Source organism: Rhodococcus sp. MT28 (assembly GCF_058792695.1).
Map to the genome: position 1 here is coordinate 379,058 of NZ_JBXAFD010000002.1, position 16,972 is coordinate 396,029.

11 protein-coding genes, 1 tRNA gene and 1 pseudogene are annotated in these 16,972 nt (G+C 58.3%); 5 read left to right on the top strand and 8 right to left on the bottom strand.

What is annotated here, in order from left to right:
- Window positions 1-33: 33 nt before the first annotated feature.
- Entirely contained in the window at window positions 34-1,452 is a 1,419-nt protein-coding gene (locus tag AC1Q6C_RS10100; RefSeq protein ID WP_492666585.1) for an FHA domain-containing protein, read from the bottom strand.
- Between the two features lie 254 nt (window positions 1,453-1,706).
- Here AC1Q6C_RS10100 and AC1Q6C_RS10105 point away from each other — a divergent pair.
- Window positions 1,707-1,792, top strand: a tRNA-Leu gene (locus AC1Q6C_RS10105).
- Between the two features lie 52 nt (window positions 1,793-1,844).
- Here AC1Q6C_RS10105 and AC1Q6C_RS10110 read toward each other — a convergent pair.
- From AC1Q6C_RS10110 to AC1Q6C_RS10140, 7 genes and pseudogenes are all read right to left on the bottom strand, one after another.
- A complete protein-coding gene (locus AC1Q6C_RS10110) occupies window positions 1,845-2,186 on the bottom strand; it encodes a hypothetical protein (protein ID WP_492666586.1) in 342 nt (113 codons plus the stop codon).
- Between the two features lie 419 nt (window positions 2,187-2,605).
- Window positions 2,606-2,806, bottom strand: a complete 201-nt coding sequence (locus AC1Q6C_RS10115) for a recombinase family protein (protein ID WP_492666645.1) — start codon at window positions 2,804-2,806, stop codon at window positions 2,606-2,608.
- Between the two features lie 58 nt (window positions 2,807-2,864).
- Window positions 2,865-3,077, bottom strand: a pseudogene (locus AC1Q6C_RS10120) (recombinase family protein); the annotation flags it as partial.
- 1,043 nt (window positions 3,078-4,120) lie between these two features.
- Window positions 4,121-4,222 (bottom strand): hypothetical protein, encoded by a 102-nt coding sequence (locus AC1Q6C_RS10125; RefSeq protein ID WP_492666587.1) that lies wholly within the window; start codon window positions 4,220-4,222, stop codon window positions 4,121-4,123.
- Between the two features lie 57 nt (window positions 4,223-4,279).
- Window positions 4,280-4,480, bottom strand: coding sequence for a hypothetical protein (locus AC1Q6C_RS10130; RefSeq protein WP_492666588.1), 201 nt, complete (start codon window positions 4,478-4,480; stop codon window positions 4,280-4,282).
- 335 nt (window positions 4,481-4,815) lie between these two features.
- Window positions 4,816-6,438: a UvrD-helicase domain-containing protein gene (locus tag AC1Q6C_RS10135; RefSeq protein ID WP_492666589.1), complete on the bottom strand. Its 1,623-nt coding sequence runs from the start codon at window positions 6,436-6,438 to the stop codon at window positions 4,816-4,818.
- Window positions 6,435-8,171 (bottom strand): ATP-dependent nuclease, encoded by a 1,737-nt coding sequence (locus AC1Q6C_RS10140; RefSeq protein WP_492666590.1) that lies wholly within the window; start codon window positions 8,169-8,171, stop codon window positions 6,435-6,437. Before AC1Q6C_RS10140 ends, AC1Q6C_RS10135 begins: the two co-directional genes overlap by 4 nt.
- A gap of 400 nt (window positions 8,172-8,571) precedes the next feature.
- On the opposite strand from AC1Q6C_RS10140, the gene AC1Q6C_RS10145 reads away from it, so the two are divergent.
- From AC1Q6C_RS10145 to pglX, 4 genes are read left to right on the top strand one after another with little or no spacing between them, the layout of a single operon-like run.
- Window positions 8,572-9,204: a DUF1819 family protein gene (locus AC1Q6C_RS10145; RefSeq protein WP_462376050.1), complete on the top strand. Its 633-nt coding sequence runs from the start codon at window positions 8,572-8,574 to the stop codon at window positions 9,202-9,204.
- On the top strand, window positions 9,201-9,824 hold the full coding sequence (locus tag AC1Q6C_RS10150; RefSeq protein WP_492666591.1) for a DUF1788 domain-containing protein: 624 nt from the start codon (window positions 9,201-9,203) through the stop codon (window positions 9,822-9,824). The genes AC1Q6C_RS10145 and AC1Q6C_RS10150 overlap by 4 nt, the downstream gene beginning before the upstream one ends.
- Before the next feature lie 2 nt (window positions 9,825-9,826).
- Window positions 9,827-13,348 (top strand): BREX system P-loop protein BrxC, encoded by a 3,522-nt coding sequence (gene brxC / locus AC1Q6C_RS10155; protein ID WP_492666592.1) that lies wholly within the window; start codon window positions 9,827-9,829, stop codon window positions 13,346-13,348.
- A 40-nt stretch (window positions 13,349-13,388) separates the two neighbouring features.
- The gene (pglX, locus tag AC1Q6C_RS10160; protein WP_492666593.1) at window positions 13,389-16,934 is read left to right on the top strand and encodes a BREX-1 system adenine-specific DNA-methyltransferase PglX; all 3,546 of its coding nucleotides are present in this window, start codon (window positions 13,389-13,391) and stop codon (window positions 16,932-16,934) included.
- Window positions 16,935-16,972 lie beyond the last annotated feature (38 nt).

The following is a 16,972-nucleotide window of genomic DNA, read 5'->3' on the forward strand; positions in this document are numbered from 1 at the left end:
TTATCGGAAAAATCCTGGCGTCCGTTTCTCAGCTCAGAGAATGCGAACCAGAATCTCCGAGTGACCTGCACGAATGATGTCGCCGTCTGCCAGCTGCCAGTCCTGGACCGGTGCTCCGTTGACGGTGGTGCCGTTCGTGGATCCCAAATCGGACAGCATCGCGGTGCGGCCGTCCCAACGGATGTCGATGTGGCGACGTGAGACGCCGGTGTCCGGGAGGCGGAACTGAGCTTCCTGGCCGCGGCCGATGACATTGCTGCCGTCGCGAAGCTGGAAGTGGCGTCCGCTGCCGTCCTCGAGCTGCAGGGTTGCCGTCAGGCTCTGGGCCGTCGGTGCGTAACCGCCCTGCGGCTGGGCGTAGCCCTGCTGCGGGTAGGCCTGCGTCTGCTCGAAGTTGCCGCCCTGCTCGTAGCCAGCCTGCTCGTACGGCTGCTGTGTGTACGCCTGCTGGTCGTAGCCGCCCTGCTGGTAGCTCTGCTGGTCGTAGCCCGGCTGATCGTACGACTGGCCGTTGTACGGCTGCTGGTAACCCTGCTGGTCGTAGCCACCCTGCTGGTAGCCCTGCTGGTCGTACCCACCCTGGTACGCCTGCTGGCCGTAGCCCTGCTGGTCGTACGGCTGCTGCTGGTAACCCTGCTGGTCGTAGCCGCCGCCCTGCTGGTCATAGCCCTGCTGGTCGTAACCGGTCTGCTCGTACGGCTGCTGCGGGTTCGGGTACGCCTGCTGGTCGTAGCCACCCTGCTGCTGGTTGTAGCCCTGCTGGTCGTCGCCCGTGCGGTAACCGTCGCCGCGGTCGTAACCGTTCTGGTACGGCGTTTCCTGGCCCTGCGGAGCGGCGTAACCGCCGTCGTCGTGGGAGTACCCGTTCCGTGCCGGCTGCTGCGGTTCGGGCTGGCGACCCGCCGGTTCGCGGCTTGGTTCGTAGCCTGAGTTCTGCGTCATGGGGCCGGCTCCTGGTTGTGACGGGACTGGATTGGAAACAGGGGGAACAATCGGTGCGGGTCGCTGAGGCGGCCGTTGTGGAGGCCGCGACGAAACCTGCGGAACATGCGACGGCGGTGATGCCTGCTCGGCGTCACCATCCGGGTCGACGGTTCCGCGGGTGCGGAACTGACCGGTGTGGAGCGTAGGCGAAGGCTCGAAAGTGACCGAGATGTCGCCGTACGTCTGCCAACCCTGATCGCGGATGAAATCCTGCAGGTGTCGGCTGAAAGCTTTGGTAGTCAGTTCGCGATCAGCTGCCAACTCTTCGTGGTCGGAGTTGTTGATGGTGATCACGTAGTTGTTGGGGGCGAGAAGGATTCCGCCGCCGAGGTGCTCGACGCGGTCACGTGCCTCCTGCTGGAGCGCCGCCTCTACTTCCTGCGGCACAACACCACCACCGAAGACCCGCGCGAATGCGTCGCCGACAGCTCCTTGGAGCTTTCGTTCGAAACGCTGCACGATGCCCATCGGGCCCTCCTCTCGCCTCGCATCTACGACGGCAAAATGCTCGGCAAGTAGCGCCGGCACCGCCTTGTCGCGTGTCGTCCAAACTGCTGTACAGGTTCCACGGTACTGTCAAATGTCGCTTCGGCAGTACCTGGCCGCTGTTTCAGCATGGTATCGGTTCTGGGCTTTTGGGTGCTCGGTGTTCATCGATTCGTGCCCTGAGCTGCACGAATAGAACTTTCAAAGTTTGTCGTGATAATGTTTCGGCGTTGCTCGGGCGAGTGGCGGAATGGCAGACGCGCTGGCTTCAGGTGCCAGTGTCCTTCGGGACGTGGGGGTTCAAGTCCCCCTTCGCCCACCACAAGACGAGGCCACGAACTCATAAGAGTTGGTGGCCTCGTTTTTGTTGTCGACTAACTGGCCGCAGCCTGAATGAAGCTCAGAACGAAGTCCAATGCGGTGCCCGCAAACGGGTTGCTGACTGGTTGAGTGGCCGCGGCGGGCGCAGTGATCTGAGGGTTCATCATCCCTGGCGGCAGTGTGCCGGGTGGGAGATTGATGATGGCGTTGATGTCGTAGATGGTGTTGTCGGGACCGTTGGTCACCGCGAAAGAGATACTGCCGAAGTCGACGACCGGAGTGTCGGCTGATGCAGTACCCACTGCACTGCCGAAGGTGATCGCGGCAGCGAGCGCGCCGACACCGAGGGCTGCGGTGGTTCGGGACAAACGAGTAGGCGTTGCGGGTCCATTCACAGATGTGCTCCCTTTCGTGGTGACAGCATCCCTGTACGGGACGCCAAGCAGCCAGGAGATTGCAACCACTATCGAGGAAGATAACGGACATTCACCCCATGGCGGGGTGGTTCAGCAGGAAGTGCTTCGTCGTTCTGGAGTTGTGGGGATGGACGTAGGCCACGAGAACGACAAAGAGAATCGACCATGAACGACGATAAATAAGACGCCAGCCAACTGGATCACCACGGAGCGAGGTAGGAGGCGTCGCGTCGAAATGGTATTGGAAGGCTGGCGAGGAGTGGATCGTAAGAGCGTTCCCTGTGTGGATGAGAAAAATAGATCCTCCTTTGGTGCGATCCCCAGGGCGAACGATGTACTGGAACCTAGGACTACCGGGAGATGCGTCCGTCGAACCGCCCGGCTGAAAGTGCGCGTATCTACTTGAAGTGTCGGTACAGAGTGGTTCGTCCGACGCCGATGAGATGCATTCCATTTTCCCGCATACGTTGTGCCTGTGCGAGTTTCGTCGATGTCATCTTCGGGGGCCGGCCGCCGGTGCGGGCTCGTGCGGCGGCGAGGCCGACTTGGGTGCGTTCTCGGATCAGGTCGCGTTCGAATTCTGCGAGTGCGCCGAAGATAGGAGAAGATGAGTTTCCTTCGGGAGGTGGTGATGTCGATCGCTTCGGTCAACGATTTGAAGCCGACTCCGCAGGCGGCGAGATCTTCGACGGTTTGCAGCAGCTGGGGCAGTGAGCGCCCCAACCGGTCGAGGCGCCAAACGACAAGGGTGTCTCCGTCGCGGGTGTCTCGGTCGCGAAGATGCGACAGGAGATCCATCAGCTGCCGCCGGGTGGTGGTTGCGCCGGATGCGGTTTCGGCCCAGACCTTGAAACAGCCGGCAGCGCTCAAGCGTCGCTCTGCGGATCGACGCTCTGATCGGTAGTCGAGACCCTCGCGTAGCCCAAAAGCTCACCCATGAGACAGCAATTTCCAGGACTCACCGACAGGGTACATATTGAACCATCGGTTTTGGACACGAGTTTCGGAACAGATCTTCGACCAGCTCACAGTAAATTGTCTTCGATGTTTCAAATACGAACGTTTATGAAACATGGTTCGGCGGTGCCGAAAATCAAGGCCGATCGACTGCCGAGACCGCCACTGGCGAACTTGAGGATGCCTGCGCGGTTGGCGGTCCATGCGGCGATGGTAGGGAAGCCCTGAATTATCAGATACTGCAGCATGCAATATGATCGCGATACCGGGAGGCTGGAGCGGCAATACAAGTCGATCGATCCAGGCCAATACTAGGATTTCAGGAGCAATTTTATGTTGGGGGCGATTCAATCGAACGTCGGCGAGCCGACACAATTAGCCTAGGATTCTGCGACTGGCATTTCTCGGACAGAAGCGCCGATATAAATGCAATCTAATGCATCCCGGAGTGCACAATAGATCGTATCTGACAGCTCATTCTCAGAATCCTTTAACAGTACTTTTCATACTCAATCGCTGCGTTATTCTTGGTCCAAGTGCTATTCGCGTCGTTAAGCATGTCGAAGCGCAGGTTGAGATACTTGCTCTCCGAGTACTTCACGATTTGAGTATTGCCAGTACCAGGTTGCTCATTGGAGCTACTGATCGCACTTCTACAGGCATCAAACAACCAAAGGCCCAGCAATAGAATCAGAAAGAGCGCCAACGCGGTTAGAAAGCCAGTCCAGCGTCCCGACTGCCCTGTGTTCGCATTGGTCATGGAATCCTCTTCCCCCTGAGTTACTTACTTGACTGAGATCTCGTACTCAGGAGGGGAAGCGTTACAAGTCGCTACTTTCCACCCACTCCAGGGTTCGGCGCCGCAGGCAATTCCCTCGCTCGATAGTGTGCTGTCTGGCGTGCAGCCTTTAGCATCGGGAAGAAATTGTTGTGCGCGTTGGCATCCAAGTTAAGAGCTACGTCCAGGCCAGGCTTGAGATCAGCTGGTGCTCCAACACCCAAGGATCGGGGTTCAGAACCCATGACACCAGAGCGTTTTCAACCATCCACTCGGACAAGACCTTCAGTTCTTTGCCATCGCATTGATCGGGGCCGGACTACCCGCGGTACAGCGGCTAGGACAGGTACGGCACCAGCGGCAGGTTGAAGAACCAGTTGGCCAGGCCGACGAAGATCGGCTCGAGCCAAGGCCGGATCTGGGGCCCCATCCACCAGTACGGGTCTGGTCCACCCGGCGATGCGGCCGCGACTCCACCGCCGAGGAACAGCACCAGGCCTACCGTGGCGACGACAGTCAATACTCGCGCTCGTGTCATATCGAGGTTATCGCTCGGCAGCCCGGCATCCGTTACCGAAACAATTTCGGCGTGCCAAAAACCGTCGTTTATGAAACGCGCCCCCGCAAGTTCATGAACCGGCCCGATGGACCCCGAAGCCAACGCGGTGTGATCAATTCGAAGTATCTGAAGAAGACGACAAAACTGACCGACAACCTGGAAAGATTCGGTTTTACAAGCCCGTTGATATGGTCGACTGACGGGCACGTCACCGAATTCTCCGGAGCCGTATAATAACTGCGACCCCTGACTGAATTGTTACGGTTGAATGGCGTTCGGTCCACGTGAAACACGGGATTTCTATCGGAGATAGGTTATTGGGCAAGTCTAGCGAGTGGCGCAATGACTGGCGGTAGGCCTGACCCAACCAGAAGGACGACGATTTTCTTTCGGGCGCGGGAGAAGACTACGTACATGAGTCGGCTAGTCTCCGCGAAAGGCTCGCGATTTTCGTAACCGAAGAAATCATTGCTGCGCAGGACGACGACAGTTGCATCGGCCTCACGTCCTTTTGTCTGATATAGGTTCATTAAATGTATATTCTGCGGTTTCTCCATAATATCGGTAAGTAAGCTGTAGGTAGTTTCTTGGCTGGTATTCGAGATGAAGCTGACCATTTCTTTTTCGGTTGCTTGTGGTCCGAGTGTATATATGGCGCGCGCACGAATCGAGCGCAAGATTGTAGTTGCATGAGCCCAGGCGTTGATTTTATTAGGTAGGTCGATAGAAGAATGTGCATTCTCGGCTAGATTGATTGATTTATCAAGGCTCTTGTCGGTTAGGTTATCGCGTAAGGTTTTGATTTTTTCGCGTCGTACCTGAGTGCCTGTATCTTCAATGATATGGTTTGCGAGTTGAGGTACTCTACCTCCGCGGACCGAGCTCGTGACAAATACGGCTAATTTATTAAGCACCTTGTTCCAGGTAGTTTCTTCAATGGAAAATTTGAGCATTTCGACTTGTGCTACGAGAGCTGCAGAAAGTGTATCGGAGAGTCCCACGATCTCGTGGTCAATACTATTTTGGAGAAGTCCATCTGAAAGTGTGGCAAGTATGTCATTGTGATGGCTAAATACCGCCACGCTCTGGCCTTCAGCGTGCAGATCGGTCACCCATCCTGTTAAGACATTTACTTCATCAATTTCAGTGATTCCGCCGTGTACTATTAGTCTTCCAGTTTCAACGGCTGTGGAGATTGCTTCAGAATCGAATTGCCTACGCATAATCGCTGACGCTACTGCGGGGATGACACCACTGGGGTCGCGATGTGACGCTGGCGGAAGCTCAATAGTGTTCTCGCTACCAGCTCGATGGCATGCTTCGCGGATTCGTTCATGACGAACTCCCTGGCGTCGCAAGAACGTGTAGATACACTGGTTCGGATCTCCGAGCAGAATCGTTCGGGCATGCGCGGAAATTCTGCTGAGAATTTCTTGCTGCAGGTCGCCTGTGTCTTGGAACTCGTCAACAATGACGAGGCCCCACCGATCTTGAAGGTGTCTCAATACAACCGGTGAACTATCCATAATTTTAATAGCTAATGGTAGAAGATCTTCGTAACCCAGTGCGTCGCTATTAGGGTTGATGAGGTGCTCGGCCGGACTTGTCAGCGTGGCACGTGGATGTCCAATTAACGTGCCAAATTTCCGGATGATTGCAAATGATAATGCATGGAAGGTTGAGATTTCAATAAAGTCTTGGCTTTTGCCAAGTATTCCTCGCCCCCGGTCTGCGATACGGCTGACCGAAGCACGAGAAAAAGAAAGAAACAAGGCCCTTCCATCTTGATTGGAATGGAGGCGTTCGACATGTGCTCGCGCGGCGGCGAGGGCGCATGTCGTTTTCCCAGTTCCAGCGCCTCCTAGTACGACAGTCAAAGGGGCTTGAGAATCAATGACAGAATGTTGTTCTGTGCCCGACGGAACGAAGTCGATCACTTTGGTGCTTCTAGCGTAATGCGCCCACTTTGGTCGGAGCATACAGTTTCAAGAACTTTTAGGGCGATCGGTGGCAGTGCATTCTTAGGTAGAGCATTGACCCACTGCCGATGTAATCCGTTCTTTTTCTTCAACAATTTTTTCTTAACTATATATTCGGCTATATTGTCGCGATCGATTTCGTCAAAATTCACTTTAAGGTCATAGTCGGCGTTGATCGTCTGCAGTGCGACAAGCAAATCGTCAGCTTTGAGTCCTCGGACGAGTGCACCCTCAACGGCAGTGCGTTGGGGAAGAACAACAAGCTGTTCAGCTAACTTCTCCAAAGTGTCGAAAAGGTCGTCATTCTCACCGGGTTTGTCATCGTCAACTACTATCTTTACGTGGAAGCCGAGATCTCCAGCTAGTTTCGCGAGCTCGGGGAGAGAGTCCTTGCCGCCGTGCTCACCTACTGCGCAGGCAAGGCGAACACCATGTGCAGTAAGCACTTGTGACGTAGCCGCGCTCCGCCGCGCACGCCGCACCGAAACGGCGCCGAAGCCCTCGACATCGTGGGAACCCTCCATCAGCGTGACGATGCTGCCAGTCATTGCGCTCGTCAGCTGGTCAAGCAAGTCGCGTCTAGCTTTCTGCGCTTTCCTATCTGTAGTTTCTTTCAGCCGATACTGACGACGTGAGCCATGGCTACGAGTGAGCCGAAGAATCTCCTCAGGATCAAAGGCTCGTACTACCTCCGGGCGACGGGTCGTCACTATGACTTGCTGTGCTTTCCTCCTGAGCAAGATTGCGAGATATTCGGCCGACGAGGTGTCCAAGGTGTCACCGAAGTCATCCACAATAACCACGAGGCCGCCAGATTCTTGTTCTGCGGCCGCGACGGCTTCGGAAACCGACAACACCCCAGCCGCTGTAGAACCATGCGATCGTAATGGTAGGAATCCAGCATCGTCGAGGTCTAATGCTGGCTGGAGGGCTCTGAGGAGCGCCGCCAGTGAGCCGTCCTCAGGGACGAAACTGAACTCACTGGTATCGGAAAGACCCAGTAGGTCGCCAGTCCCAGCCACCATTACCTTTTTCAGGGCACTTGAGATAGAACCGCTACCCGCGAACGTCTCCGTGGCGGTTGTCACCTCAGCCTGCAGTGTCTGAAGCGTCTCTTGCAGTTCCTCGGGTGTTGCGTCCTCAACTAGGGCGCGGAATGCTCCCTCTGCGCGGAGTTGTAAGGCCGGCAATGGCCGCACCACGAGGAACGGTATCGCTTCGCGTTCCACCTTCCGTGCCTTGGCGAATACGCCGCTACCGGGATCGCTTTGCGCTGGCCAATCGACCCAGTGCTCACCCGTACCACTTTCCGAGTCGTACCGGGCGCGGTAACATAGTCGGATACCAAGTTCTGCGGTACCAGACCGTTCCGGGCTAGCTATCTCGCCGGTTGTTGAGTCGAATACTTCAAGGTGCGCATCAAGGAATTGTTCAAGCGCCGATCCAAGTTTCAACAGAGTGACTTCTACTTCCGTCAATGGAAGCTCATCGTCATCCGGGATCGGCTTGTGAATATCGAGCGGATTCACGCGGCTACTCGTGCTTCGAGGGTCGAGCACTCTTCTGAGTGCCTCGATCAAGTCGCTGCGTCCTGCTCGGGGTTCGCCCACTGCGACTAGGTGCCCCGGGGTCTGCACGATCGCGCGTTCAAAACCTCGGAAACGTTGAATGCGAACACGCGCGATTTTCATTCGTCCTCTACCATATGCCGGGGCATCCCCCACTGAATAATTACGTAGGTTTCGACTTTATACGGCTTATGTCCTTCCGGAGACCAGCCCGCCGGATTCCGCTAACCGCCGACCAATGAGAATCGCCTTATTTCCCATGGTCGTACACTTTTTTCGACGCCGGGTTCTGCCTCGTTGATCTTCGGACCCGATAACCGCCCCTTATGTCAAGTGGTCCACTGCATGAGTTGCACGTTATGCGGCCTCGTCCTGGCCGCGCTGGGAGCATCACGCCAGCGAAGTCGACTTGACGCGTAGCGGGGTGGGGGATCCCAGCCTGCGGGTCGACTGTCAGAATTATCGCAGGCTCCCGATAGTCTTGGTGCTGTTCTGAAGACAGGAAGGGAGGCCCTGAGGCCACGTGACTGACGAAGCGCAATCGCGCTATGCATTGTCGTTCACCAGTGGTGGCCTTCTCGCCCGCGAGGGTGAGTCCGTCGCAGCGGTATACCTCGACTCTCGCGACTGGCAGGCGACCCGTGTCCGAGTTGTCGACGACAACTTGTTGCAGGCCCGCACGACCTCATCACTGATCAGGGTCACCCGCGAGACCGTTCAGCGACTTTCAGCACTCGGCGATGACGAGATCGAACTGCTTGTCGAGGGCAGCCCAACGGAGCAGCACCACCTGATGTGGGCCGCGGCCTGCCGCCGCTACGCGCTGATCGGTGACTTCGCCGAAGAGGTACTGCGCGAGCGTTTCCTCCTGATGACGCCGACGATCGACGCTGACGATGTCGACCGGTTCATCACCGGCAAGAGCCTGTGGCACCCCGAGCTCGACGGTGTGAAGCCGTCCACGCGAGAGAAACTTCGGCAGACGTTGTTCCGGATGCTCCGCGAGGCAGGTCTGTACACCGACACCGGCCACATCATCCCGGCCGTGATCTCCGGGCGCGTCATCGAGGTCCTGGACCGCCGCACGCCCAGCGACCTCCGATTCTTCCCGGTGGTCACACCATTCACATCTTCAGGTAACCAGGTGCAGCAATGAGAACAACCCAGCGAAACCTCACTTACGACGAAAAACACGTCTATGAGGTGGTGCGTAGCGATCGTTTCCTGAGGATGGAGGGCCTCTCCAAGGAAGTTCCCTTCTTCATCTACCACTTTCCGCCTGCCTGGGCCCTTGGCGTCGACGGCATGCGCGCCCGAGTCACCACGAAGCTTCAGACCGACGACGGAATTAGGGTGGTCGAGATCAACCTGTACGACCTTGCCATCGAACTCCTCAACGAACGGGGCGTCTGGAACCGAGTCCTCCACGCGGAGCCGACGATGGACAAAGCCGACTTCCGCGACATGCTTCAGGGCATGCTCGACCCGCACGATCATCTCGCCCCGGCGATCCGAGATCGGCTCGACACCGAGCCGGCAACTGAACCGAACACAACCGTGGTCTTCCTCACCGGCATCGGTGAGGTGTTTCCGTTCATCCGTACACACACGGTGCTGGAGAACTTGCAGAGCGTGGTCGTGGGTCGCCCGATGTTGGCGTGGTTCCCGGGCACGTACGAGTTCACCCGGGCGACCGGACACCAGCTCCGCGCATTGAACCTGGGCGCGAGCGACAGCTATTACCGGGCCAAGGACATTCTCGAGCAGGAGACATGAGCATGACCATGATCAATGAGATATTCGCCAAGCCGATCGACCGCTCGATCGAAGGAGTCATCAAGGCTGACGACACCTCCCAGCTCGTCACTGAGGTGGAGGAGTATGTCCTCACCAACGAGGCCGCCAAGGGTGTCGAGCAGGTGCTGGAGGCGTACACGAACTACACGAACGCCAACGGCGTGTGGATTTCCGGTTTCTTCGGCTCCGGTAAGTCGCACCTGTTGAAGATGCTGGCCCACCTGCTTGGCGACATCGACGGCCTCGACTACCCGCGTGCTGGGGTCTGCACCCAGTTTCGGACGAAGGCTGACGGCGCGTTCCTGCCGGCGTTGATCGACAAGGCCGAACGGATCGAAGCGAAGAGCCTGCTGTTCAACATCGACCAGAAGGCCATCCTGATCTCGAAGGACCAGAACGACGCCCTGCTGAAGGTGTTCGTGAAGATCTTCGACGAGTCCCGCGGCTACTACGGCAACCAAGGACACATCGCCCGCTTCGAGCGCGACCTCGACTTCCGTGACCAGTACGTGGCGTTCCAGGAAGCCTTCGAACAGATTGCGGGAATCCCCTGGTCACAGGGACGCGAGCAAACGGCCCTTGAAGCAGGCAACATCGACAAGGCCTTTGCCGAGGTCAACGGCTCCGAGAGCCTCGGCATCATCCGCCAGTACAGTGCGAATTACTCGGTCTCGATCGAAGATTTCGCCGACGAGGTCGCCGCCTGGCTTGACCAACAGCCTGAAGGTTACCGGTTGAATTTCTTCGTCGACGAGGTCGGCCAGTTCATCGGCACCCACACCCAACTCATGCTCAACCTCCAGACCATCGCCGAATCGCTCGCTACCAAATGCCAGGGGAGGGCGTGGATCTTCGTTACCTCCCAGGAGGACATGGAGAAGGTCGGCGGCGACCGCACCAAACAGCAGGCCAACGACTTCTCCAAGATTCAGGCGCGCTTCAAGAACCGGCTCAAACTCACCAGCCAGGACGTCGAGGAGGTCATCCGTAAGCGTCTGCTGGCCAAGGCCGATGGTGCGGGCACCGAAATCGAGGCGATCTACGACACGGAGCATGCGAACTTCAAGACCCTGTTCGACTTCGTCGAGGGCCGCCACTATCCGAATTATCGCGATGAGCAACATTTTGTCGGCACGTACCCATTCGTGGGCTACCAGTTCCCGCTTTTCCAGGCCGCGATCGAGTCGATCAGCGACCACAACATCTTCGAGGGCCGCAACAGCTCCGTCGGTGAACGTTCCATGCTCGGTGTCGTTCAGGAAGTCGCCACCGGCCTCGCCGACCGGCCGCTCGGCACCCTCGCCTCCTTCGACCAGATGTTCGAAGGCATCCGGGCCTCGTTGAAGTCCGCTAATCAGCGCGCGATCTTGGGCGCCGAGAACGCCCGCGACAGCGGCAAACTCAGCCCACTCGCCGTGCGGCTGCTCAAAGCTCTGTTCCTGGTGAAGTACGTCGACAGCTTCAAAGCCACGCCCCGCAACCTCACTGTGCTGGTCTACGACCGCTTCGGCACCGATCTGACCCAGCTCGGCAAAGATGTCATCGACGCGCTCAACACGCTGGAGGCGCAGACCTACATTCAGCGCAATGGCGACCTGTACGACTACCTGACCAACGAAGAGCAGAAGATCGAGCAGGAAATCAAGGACGTCGACATCGACAGCTCCGAGGCCTCCGCGAAACTCAACAAGCTGCTCGCCGAATCGGTCGTCAAGACCACGAAGGCCACTGCCAAGAACGGCCAGAACTTCCCGTTCGGCTACAAGCTAGACGGCGTGCCCTACGGCAAGCAGTACGAGCTCTCGCTGCACTTCATCAGCCCCGAGACAGATTTCAGTCTGGAGCAGATCAAGATGCAAAGCGCGGGACTCGACGAACTCCGAGTCGTACTCCCGGCAGAAGCGAACCGAATCCTCGCCGACCTGCGCCTGCTCCTGAAGACCGAGAAGTACGTCAAGCGCGCTCAGGGGTCCAGCCGCACCGCGATCGAGACCAGGATCCTCAGCGAGAAAGGCACCCAGAACGCCGAGCGGGAGAAGGAAATCGTCGAACGTCTGCGGACGGCGGTCGGGGTATCGATCCTGATCCACAACGCCGGGGTCCTCGACATGACCGCTACGGATGCGCAGACTCGCATCAACGACGGCTTCGGGAAGGTCATCGCCGCCACTTACACCAACCTCAGCATGCTCGGCGGTAAAACCTTCAGCGAGCAGAGCCTGACCGCACTGGTGAACCCGGCCGAGGGCATGTTCGAAGAGACCCGCAGCATCCTCGATGTTCCCGCAGGCGACCTGCTCGGGCATCTGGAGATGCGCGGTAAGCGGCACGAGATGGTCACGATGAAGCAACTCGTCGACCGTTACACCACCAAGCCGTACGGCTGGGACCAGTGGTCCATCGCCGCAGTGGTGGCCTATCTCGCAGGGCAGGCGAAGGTCGAAATCCAGGTCGACGGTAAGACAATCGCCCGGACGGAGATCACCGGGGCGCTGCGCAACACCCAGCGCTACCCGAAACTGATCGTCGCCCCGCAGCGCGTCTACGACCAGAAGATCGTGAACCTGTTCCGCAAGTTCGTCATCGACTTCACCGACGACGGCTCCGTCACGAAAGATGCCGCCGAACTCGGCCGCATCGGCAAGGAACACCTCGAAGCCAAACTCGCCGAGCTGAAAGCATTGCGTGCGGGCGCCGCCGTCTACCCGTTCATCGACCAGCTCGACGAACCGATCGGGCGGCTCGCGGAGCTGAGCAACAATCAGGAGGCTTGGTTCGTCGAGCATTTCGCCGATGCCGACGATTTGCTCGATGCCAAGGACAACGTGATCGATCCGATCAAGGCCTTCCTCAACGGCAATCAGCGCAGCATCTACGACGATGCTCGTTCGTTCATGCTGACACACAGCACCAACATCGCCTACCTACCCGCCGGAGTCGCCGACGGAATCGAGACCGCGCTCGAAGACGCCCAGATCTTCCGCGGCAACAAGACCACGAAGCTCGGCAGTGCGGTCGCGGCAGTACAGGAGCAACTCGATGGAGTGGTCGCTGTTGAACGGGACGAAGCAATCGCCAAGATCGACAACTACTGGAAGCAGGTTCCGGTCAGCGCGGCGTATGCGGCCGCGACAGAGGCGGCTCGTCAGTCCGTGACCCGCCAGACTGAGCAGATTTTGGCGAGCGTCCAGCAGGCGATCCAGATCCCTACGATCCGTCACCTTGCGACGCAGTTCGACGACACGATCTACCCCGCGATCCTCGACGAGCTCGAAGCTGCGAAAGCTGTACCGGATCCAGAAACGGCGGTTCCCGGCGACGATACGTCGAAGGCCCCGAGAATTCCGACACCTCCGGCGAAGCACAGCATTTCGATCAAGAAACTCTCTCTGCCGGGAGCCGGCGGGGTGCTCGAAAACGAAGCACAGGTCGACGCCTATCTAAGTCAACTTCGCGTGATTTTGCTCGCGACGATCAACGACAACAAACGCATCACCCTGTAGTGCCCAAGCGCCCCTGTGGGCACGAGTTTAAGGACGCAGCATGGATACAAAGCCGTTGGAGAGCTTCGCGAAAGCTGCCAGGCGCGAACTACTTGTCGCCGTCGAGGCGCGGATTTCGACGGTGCTCGCCGCCGGGTCCGTCGCGCGCAGCGAGCGCTCAGAGACAGTACGCCTTCTCGAGTCCGAGATCGCCGACCACGGTCGTGAACACGTGATCGGCAGGGTCGCCTACACCTGGTTCAACCGTCTCATCGCGTTGCGTTTCATGGACGCCCGCGGCTACACCGACGCCGGGATCGTCTCACCGGCTTCGGGCCAAGCCCACGGCCAACCGGAGATCCTGGCCGACGCGAAACGCGGCGACGTTAGCGGCGAAGTCGTCACCAATATCGTTGTGCACGAGGCGATCATCGGCCTGCTGGACGGCACACGCCGTAGCACGGACGCCGAGGGCGAAGCGTATGCGCTGTTGCTCACGGAATACTGCCGGCATTGGCACAAGACGATGCCCTTCATGTTCGAGGCCGAGGGTGCATACACCGAGTTACTTGTTCCCGCAGGCTTGCTAGCAGATGGGGCGTTGCTCTCCCGTGCTCGCGACGTGCTCACCGAGGATGTCTGCGGGGACGTCGAGGTAATCGGCTGGCTCTACCAGTTCTACATCTCCGAGCGGAAAGACGAGGTGTTCGCCGGGTTCAAGAAAAACGGGAAGGCCGGCGCCGAGGAGATCCCTGCCGCCACACAGCTTTTCACCCCACATTGGATCGTCCGCTATCTCCTGGAGAACTCACTCGGACGACTCTGGATGCTCAACAGGCCGACCTCGCGACTTGTCGACCAAATGGACTACTACATCGCCCCGATCGAGGAGGAGACCGACTTCCTGAGGATTTTGGGGCCCGAAGAGTTGACGGTGATCGACCCGGCATGCGGATCGGGCCACATGCTCACCTACGCCTTCGATCTGCTCTACTCGATCTACGATGACGAGGGTTATGCACCGTCGGAGATTCCGAGTCGGATCCTCACACACAATCTTCACGGCACTGAGATCGATCCGCGTGCTGGGGCGCTAGCGGCGTTCGCACTCACTATGAAGGCACGTGGAAAAGATCGTCGTTTCTTCACTCGTTCGGGAATTTCGCCGAAGATCTGTGTTGTCGAGCCGATCTCTTTCACGCCTGACGAGTTGGATCTGCTGGTCACGAAGGGCGGTGACTGCGATGCCGAGGGAGCGTTTTGGAATCAGTTCCGTGATGCAGACATGCTGGGTTCGTTGATCCAGCCGAACGCCGATGCAACGAAGCAAGCGGCTGCGGCCTTGGACGGGCTGAAGGACCTGGAAGGGACGCTGTACTACGACACGCTGAACCGTGCGCGTAAGGCTCTCGCGCAAGCGGACGTACTGAGTCGTAAGTACTCGGTGGTCACGGCAAACCCGCCGTACATGGGCGGCAAGAACATGGACGGGCGCCTCGCAGCATTCGCCAAGGATAATTTTCCGAACACCAAGTCCGACCTCTTTGCGATGTTCATCGAGCGATGCTTGGATTTCCTGCCAGTGGGCGGCCACTCCGGGCTGATGACACCATTCGTTTGGATGTTCCTCGCAAGTTACGAAGCTCTTCGAAAACGCGTTATTCGCGACGAGGCGATTTCGACCCTCGTTCAACTCGAATACTCAGGATTCGACGGGGCAACGGTTCCAGTCTGCGCCTATGTTCTGCGGCGTGGGCGGTCGGATCAGATCGGTACTTTCGTCCGCCTCTCGGACTTCGTGGGGCCTACTGTTCAGGGGTCGAAGGCCCTCGAAATCATCCAGGCTGATCGCTTGCAGCGTGCCGGCGAGACGAGCGGAGGCATGGAGCGCCACTTGTACAGGATCGCTACGTCGGAATTCGCCAATGTGCCTGGCACGCCGATCGCGTACTGGCTACACAACGCAATACGGACTGCTTTTGCGAAGGGGCGACCACTGAAGGAAGTCGCTGAACCGCGGCAAGGGCTGGCGACGGCGGATAACAACCGGTTCCTGCGTTCATGGTGGGAAGTTGGCGCAAACCGAACCGCGTTCGGCTGCTCCGACCGCGACGATGCGAAGGCGTCTGGCGCTCGATGGTTCCCTTACAACAAGGGCGGCGAATTCCGGAAGTGGTGGGGTAACCACGAGCACGTCGTAAACTGGGAAGCCGACGGAGCTGAGTTGTTTGCGTTACGTCCAAAGTCAGTCGTTCGGAGTCCGCAGACGTACTTCCGTCCGTCGCTTTCATGGTCCAAGATTAGTTCGGGGGAGCCTGCTTTCCGTATGTACCCGTCTGGGTTCGTGTACGACGTTGCAGGCACGTCGATCTTCACCGATGACAGCGAGCGGCGCGACGAACTGGCTGCATTCGCGAACTCATCGGTAGCACTCGAAATGTTGAAGGCGATCGCCCCCACTCTCAACTATGAGGTCGGTCAGATCGCACAACTCCCTGTCGTGTCGTTGCAGGGAACTGAGGCAGGCGACATTGCTCGTCAAGCCGTTGAGCTCAGTCGACAAGATTGGAACGAGTTCGAAACGTCATGGGATTTCGCTCTGCCTGCACTTCTGAAAACAAAAGACGGCCCGCTAGCGAGCCGCTACGGGCAGCTTTCGCGCGCGTCGGCACAGACTTCGAAACTACTGCAGGACCTGGAATCGACGAACAATGTCGTCGTTGCCGAGGCATACGGTCTCTCCCACGTTACGACTGTTGATGTCGCGATGCCGCGGGTCTCCCTGACACGAAACGTCGAGTTCCGGTATGGGCCGGGTAAGTCACTTGCCGAATACGAGGTGCTGGAGCGAGCTGATCTCGTCGCAGATTTGATTTCCTATGCCGTTGGTTGCATGTTCGGTCGATACAGCCTGGATGAGCCGGGCTTGATCCTCGCTGATCAGGGCGCGACGCTCAAGGATTATCTCGCAAAGGTTGCATCACCGGGCACAATCAGCGACTTCCCCTTCATGCCGGATGCCGACAATGTGATTCCGTTCGTTGACGACGGCTGGTTCGAGGATGACGTCGTCGAACGCTTCCGCCAGTTCCTGAAAGTTGCGTTTGGCACAGAACACTTCGAGGAGAACCTGCGGTTTGTAGAGGAGTCGCTGGGCGTCAAAACGCTACGCGATTACTTCATCACCAAGTCTGGAAGGTCGAAGTTCTTCGACGATCACGTCAAGCGCTACAAGAAGCGCCCGATCTACTGGATGTTCTCCAGTCCCAAGGGTTCGTTCAACGCGCTGATCTACTTGCATCGCTACACGCCGTCGACCGTCTCGACTGTGCTCAACGAGTACCTGCGCGAGTACGAGAACAAGCTGCAGAAGGCTTTCGAACGAGCCGAAGTGGCAGCGGCCGGCGGTACATTTGCGAAGGACCAGAAGGAAGCCGACCGGCTGCGCAAGGTGCTCGCCGAACTGCGCGACTATGAGCACGACGTGCTCTATCCGCTCGCCACCCAGCAAGTCGAGATCGACCTCGATGACGGCGTCAAAGTGAACTACCCGAAGTTCTACCCGGCCGTGAAGAAGATCGTCGGCCTCGAGGCCAACGATGGGTGAGCAGGTGCGCGCCGCGCACCGACTCGCAGCGAGGACGA